A 5,141-nucleotide genomic window follows, 5' to 3' on the forward strand; every position below is an offset into this window, starting at 1 on the left:
TGACACTCTGCTATCGGGGGCAAGCCCCTCCCACATTTTATACTGCGTCAGCGCTTGAGCTTGCGCTTGTTGCGGTATTGGTCGATGACCACCGCCACCACAATGATCAAGCCCTTGATGATGTCCTGGATATACGCATCAACGCCCACAAACGTAAACCCGCTGGCCATCACCCCAAGGATCAGCGCGCCGATCACCGTGCCGGTAATACGCCCTACCCCACCCGCCAGGCTGGTGCCGCCGATGACCGCCGCAGCAATCGCGTCCAGCTCGTAGGACATGCCCATGCCCGCCTGCCCGGTGGCAGCGCGTGCCGAGGCCACCACACCGGCCAGGCCAGCCAGCAGACCTGCGATGCTGTAGACGATGATCAGGTGACGCTTGACGTTGATCCCGGACGTCCGCGCCGCCTGCATGTTGCCGCCGATGGCGTAGGTGTACTTGCCGTACTTGGTGTAGCGCAGGGCAATATGGAAGATCACCGCCACTACCAGGAAGATGATCACCGGCATCGCGCCATGACCGATGGCAGTGTACGAATCCGAGAGCATGCTCACCGGCTGGCCTTCGGTGTAATAACGCGCCAGGCCACGGGCCGATACCATCATGCCCAGTGTGGCGATAAACGGCGGGATACCGGTGACGGCAATGATGCTGCCGTTGATCGCCCCCGCCAGCAGCCCCACACCCAGCCCCATCGCTACCGGGATCCACACCGGCAAGTCGGTCAGGCTTGGGAACACGGCTCGGGAAAAGTCGGAGGTCTGCGCCAAACTGGCGGCGATCATCGCCGACAGCGCCAAAACCGACCCGGACGACAAATCAATCCCCGTGGTAATGATCACCTGGGTCACGCCGATGGCCAGCAGGCCGATGATCGACACCTGCAGGATCATCAGCACCAGGCGCTGGGAGTTCATCAAAAAGCTCTGGTCCCGCACGATCCAGCCGAACAACTCAAACACCAGGCCGATGCCGATCAGCACCAGGAAGATGCTCAGCTCGGTGGGCAGTCGCCGCCGGTGCTTGACCGGTGCCGTGGCAGGCTTGTTGTCTGTTATTGCGTTCATAGCCAATCACCTTCTTATTCTGTGCAATTCTTCAGTGGACCACGGACATACCGGAGGCCAACTGCATGACTTTTTCCTGGGTCGCATCCGCACGGTCCAGGGTGCCCATCAGTTCACCTTCATGCATCACCATCACCCGGTCGCTCATGCCCAGCACTTCAGGCAGCTCCGAGGAAATCATGATCACCGCCATGCCTTCGCTGGCCAGGAACGAGATCAAGCGATAGATCTCGGCCTTGGCGCCGACGTCAATACCGCGAGTCGGCTCATCCAGGATCAGTAAGCGTGGATTGGTCATCAGCCATCGGGCGAGCAAGGCTTTCTGCTGGTTGCCGCCGGACAAGGTGTCGATGCACTGCTCAAGCGACGGGGTCTTCACCCGCAGCTTCTTGCACATCTCCTCACACAAGGCGCGCAGGGCTTTCTGCTGGATAAAACCGTTGCCCGAATAGTGCGGCAGCACGGCCATCTCCATGTTTTCCAGCACCGACAGGCACGGGAACAGCCCGCTGAGCTTGCGGTCCTCGGTCAGCAGCGCAAAGCCTTTCTCGATGGCCATGTGCGGGTCGGTAATGCGTACCGGCGCGCCGTCCAGGGTGATCTGGCCGCTGCTGCTGGGGGTGATGCCAAAGATGGTTTCCGCCACGTTGGTGCGGCCCGAGCCCATCAGCCCGGCAATACCGAGGATCTCGCCGGCATGCAGGTCGAAGGAGACATCCTTGAACACGCCGTCCAGGGTCAGGTCGCGCACCGACATCAGCAACTCGCCGATAGGCGTTTCGCGCACTGGGAACAACTGGCTCAGCTCACGCCCGACCATCATTGAAATCAGGCTGTCGCTGTTCATGCTGTCGGCACGTTGCAGGCCGATGTAGTGGCCGTCACGGAATACCGCCACTTCATCGGCGATGGCAAACACTTCGTTCATTTTATGGGTGATGTAGACGATGCCTTTGCCCTGTGACTTGAGGTCGGCAATGATCGAAAACAGGTGGGCCACTTCCTTCTCGGTAATGGCCGACGTCGGTTCATCCATGATCAGGATGTCGGAGTCGTAGGACACCGCCTTGGCAATCTCGACCATCTGCCGCTCGGCGATGCTCAGGTTACCGACGTGTTCTTCCGGGTCGAGGTTGATGCGCAGGCGCGCCAGCAACTCGGCGGTGCAGCGGTGCATTTCGCGGTGGTTGACCATGTGCAGGCTGTTGAGCTGCTCGCGGCCGATCCAGATGTTCTCGGCGATGCTCATGTGCGGCATCAGGTTGAGTTCCTGGTGGATCATCGCGATCCCGGCCTTCTGGGCCGCCAGGGGCGTTTCAAATACGATGGGCTTGCCGCGCAGGCGGATTTCACCGGCGTCGGGCTGATAGATGCCGGCGATGATTTTCATCAAGGTCGACTTACCTGCACCGTTCTCGCCCATCAGCGCCAGCACGGTGCCAGGGCGCACACGCAGTTGTACGTCGGCCAGGGCCACGACGCCGGGAAAGCCTTTGCTGATGTTGACGATTTCCAGCAGGTAGGGTTCTTCCAGCGGCAGCGGCTGGAGACCGGGGGGCTGCGAGACAGCGGCTTGAGCGAGCATAGGGAGGTACTCCATCAGCAGGGCGGGCACGACCGCCCTGCCGGTTTATTGTTGTTATGTCAGGGCTACTTGAATTCTTTGACGTTGTCCGGGGTGATCAGTCGGAACGGGATCACCACGTTCTGCTCGAAGGCTTCGTTCCTGGCCATCTTGCGCGCCGTTTCGACCGACTTGTCCGCCTGGCCCTTGGCATCCTGGAAGGCCGACACCGTCATGTCGCCCTTGGTGATCGCGTTGAGGCCATCCGGCGTACCGTCGACACCGGCGATCAGCACGCCTTTCTTGCCGGCAGATTTGAGGGCCATGGCAGCACCAATCGCCATCTCATCGTTGTTGGACAGCACCGCCTGGAAGTCGCGGCCCTGGGTCAGCCAATCGTTGACCAGGGTCATGCCTTTGTCACGCGACCAGATACCGGTCTGTTCCTGCTCGATCTTGATGCCGGGGTACTTGGCCAACACGTCCTTTACACCCTTGGTACGGTTGGTAGTGGAGTTGTTCGCCAGGTCGCCCAGCAGGATCACGATATTGCCCTTGCCGTCGAGCTTCTCGGCGATGTACTGCATCTGCAGCCTGCCCGCCTCCACATCATCGGAAATCACCGCTGCGACACCTGGAGCCAGGGTCGCGCTGTCCGGGCGGCGGTTGACGAACACCAGAGGGATTTTCGCAGCCGTAGCGGCCTTGATGATATTGGCCGTGGAGGCGGTATCCACCGGGTTGACGATGATGGCGTCGACGTTCTGGCTGATAAAGTTCTCGACCTGGCTCAGTTGCTTCACCACGTCAGCGCGGGCGTCTTCGAACTGCAGCTGCACGCCGTCACCTTTAGGGTAGGACTTGGCTTGCTTGGCCATGTCTTCGCGCAGGTAGGTGAGGAAGGTGTCATCGAAGGCGGACATGCTCACGCCTATCTTCAGATCAGCAGCCGAGGCAACACCGCTGGCGAGCAGCATGGACAGGGCCAGCGCGGTAAAACGGATCGGGGTCTTCATGAACGGTCTGTCTCCACTTTCTTGTTGGTTTTTTGGACGTTGCGTTTATCAGAGCTCGGCGGCAGTCGTACGACCGGTGCGCCAGGAATGCAGCAGACCAGCGCGCCTTTGTTTTCGACGCACAGCACATTAAGGAAGGAGAAGTAGAACGGCCGGGCGCGGGGCAGACCGCGTGGCGTGTGAGCAGGGCGTAAAACTCGCAGTACAGCGTTGAAGATTTTCATCTGACGGTACCTGGTTGTTTTTGATCTTGTTTTTGTTGAGTCGCCGGGGTCGAGCCCAAGACGTACTTTATGCAACCTGGAAAAGACTTTATTGGAAAATAATTTCCATATCAACCTGTTTTAGAATTTTATTCTATTTTTGTTGAAACCACCTGCTGGCGCTCGGCGCTCAGGCGTGCGGCGTCCAATATACGGGTGGTCTCCAGCGCATCATAGGCGTCTACCGGTAAAGGTCCCTGCCCTTGCACGGCGGCTTGCAATTGACGATAGAACTGCGTCCAGCAGCCCTTTTCGGACGGCACCCGTTCACGCTCATCACCTTGCTCGAACCAACCCCAGCGTCGGTGCTCCTCGGCGCCCCAGTGCTCGCCCTCGGTTTTCGGCGACTTGCCGGCCATCAGCGCTTCTTCCTGGCCATCGAGGCCATCCACCGTGTAACACCCCAAACTGCCACTGACGCGAAAACGCGGCGCCTGGCTGTTTTGCAGGGCGTTGCCCCACAGATGGGAAATCACCCCGTTGGCGTGGGTCAGGGAGACAAAAAAACCGTGGTCGACGCTGGGGTGTTCGGCGGTGTAATGCAATTGCGCAAACACCCGCTCCACCGGGCCGAACAGTTGTAGCGCCTGGTCCACCAAATGGCTGCCCAAATCACGCAGCCAACCGCCGCCACTGGCATTGCCCACCGCTTGGGGGCTGTAGCGTTCCACGCGGGATTCGAAACGGGTGATGGTGCCCAGAGCGCCGGCGTCGATCAGTTTGCGCAAGGTCAGGTAGTCCGAGTCCCAGCGGCGGTTCTGGTACACGCTCAGCAGCACTTCATGGCGCTCGGCGGCCGTGATCAGCGCCTGGGCCTGTTCGGCGTTGGCGGCAAAGGGCTTGTCGCTGACCACCGCGACGCCGTGCTCAATGGCCTCCAGCACCAGGGCCGGACGGCCTTTGAGGGTGGTGGAGATGACCAGCGCGTCGACACCGGCTTCGACGATCTGGCCGATGGAGTTGAAAGCCTGGACGCCTGGGTGGTCGGTACTTAACTGTTGGCGGCGCTCGGGGGAACGGGTGACGACGCCAACGAACGTGGCGCCGGGCAATGTTGCAATCAGCGGCGCATGAAAAAAGCGCCCTCCATGGCCGTAGCCGACTAGTCCGATTCGCATGATCAACTCCTGAATTGAATTGCAAACCCAATCAACTATGGGAGGGGGCTTGCCCCCGATAGCGGTGGACCAGTCAACTCATCTGCTGGCTGAGCCACTGTCATCGGGGG

At 60.2% G+C, this 5,141-nt stretch carries 5 protein-coding genes; all 5 read right to left on the minus strand.

Going from position 1 to position 5,141, the window contains the following annotated elements; genetic code table 11:
- Positions 1-47: 47 nt before the first annotated feature.
- The 5 genes from IQK56_RS12005 to IQK56_RS12025 all read right to left on the minus strand — a co-directional run bounded on the left by IQK56_RS12005 (position 48) and on the right by IQK56_RS12025 (position 5,031).
- Positions 48-1,070 carry an ABC transporter permease gene (locus IQK56_RS12005; RefSeq protein ID WP_024076018.1) on the minus strand — a complete coding sequence of 341 codons (1,023 nt, stop codon included), beginning with the start codon at positions 1,068-1,070 and terminating at the stop codon, positions 48-50.
- A 31-nt stretch (positions 1,071-1,101) separates the two neighbouring features.
- Positions 1,102-2,655: a sugar ABC transporter ATP-binding protein gene (locus tag IQK56_RS12010; protein WP_122307693.1), complete on the minus strand. Its 1,554-nt coding sequence runs from the start codon at positions 2,653-2,655 to the stop codon at positions 1,102-1,104.
- Positions 2,656-2,720: 65 nt separating this feature from the next.
- The gene (locus tag IQK56_RS12015) at positions 2,721-3,650 is read right to left on the minus strand and encodes a sugar ABC transporter substrate-binding protein (RefSeq protein WP_150677376.1); all 930 of its coding nucleotides are present in this window, start codon (positions 3,648-3,650) and stop codon (positions 2,721-2,723) included.
- Positions 3,647-3,874, minus strand: coding sequence for a hypothetical protein (locus IQK56_RS12020; RefSeq protein ID WP_193901709.1), 228 nt, complete (start codon positions 3,872-3,874; stop codon positions 3,647-3,649). Before IQK56_RS12020 ends, IQK56_RS12015 begins: the two co-directional genes overlap by 4 nt.
- Positions 3,875-4,002: 128 nt before the next feature.
- Positions 4,003-5,031: a Gfo/Idh/MocA family protein gene (locus IQK56_RS12025; RefSeq protein ID WP_122307695.1), complete on the minus strand. Its 1,029-nt coding sequence runs from the start codon at positions 5,029-5,031 to the stop codon at positions 4,003-4,005.
- Positions 5,032-5,141 lie beyond the last annotated feature (110 nt).

Source organism: Pseudomonas cyclaminis, assembly GCF_015163715.1.
GTDB lineage: Bacteria > Pseudomonadota > Gammaproteobacteria > Pseudomonadales > Pseudomonadaceae > Aquipseudomonas > Aquipseudomonas cyclaminis.

Coding starts and splice junctions, on each gene's coding strand:
- IQK56_RS12005 (WP_024076018.1), bottom strand. CDS start 1,070: ATGAACGCAATAACAGACAACAAGCCTGCCACGGCACCGGTCAAGCAC.
- IQK56_RS12010 (WP_122307693.1), bottom strand. CDS start 2,655: ATGCTCGCTCAAGCCGCTGTCTCGCAGCCCCCCGGTCTCCAGCCGCTG.
- IQK56_RS12015 (WP_150677376.1), bottom strand. CDS start 3,650: ATGAAGACCCCGATCCGTTTTACCGCGCTGGCCCTGTCCATGCTGCTC.
- IQK56_RS12020 (WP_193901709.1), bottom strand. CDS start 3,874: ATGAAAATCTTCAACGCTGTACTGCGAGTTTTACGCCCTGCTCACACG.
- IQK56_RS12025 (WP_122307695.1), bottom strand. CDS start 5,031: ATGCGAATCGGACTAGTCGGCTACGGCCATGGAGGGCGCTTTTTTCAT.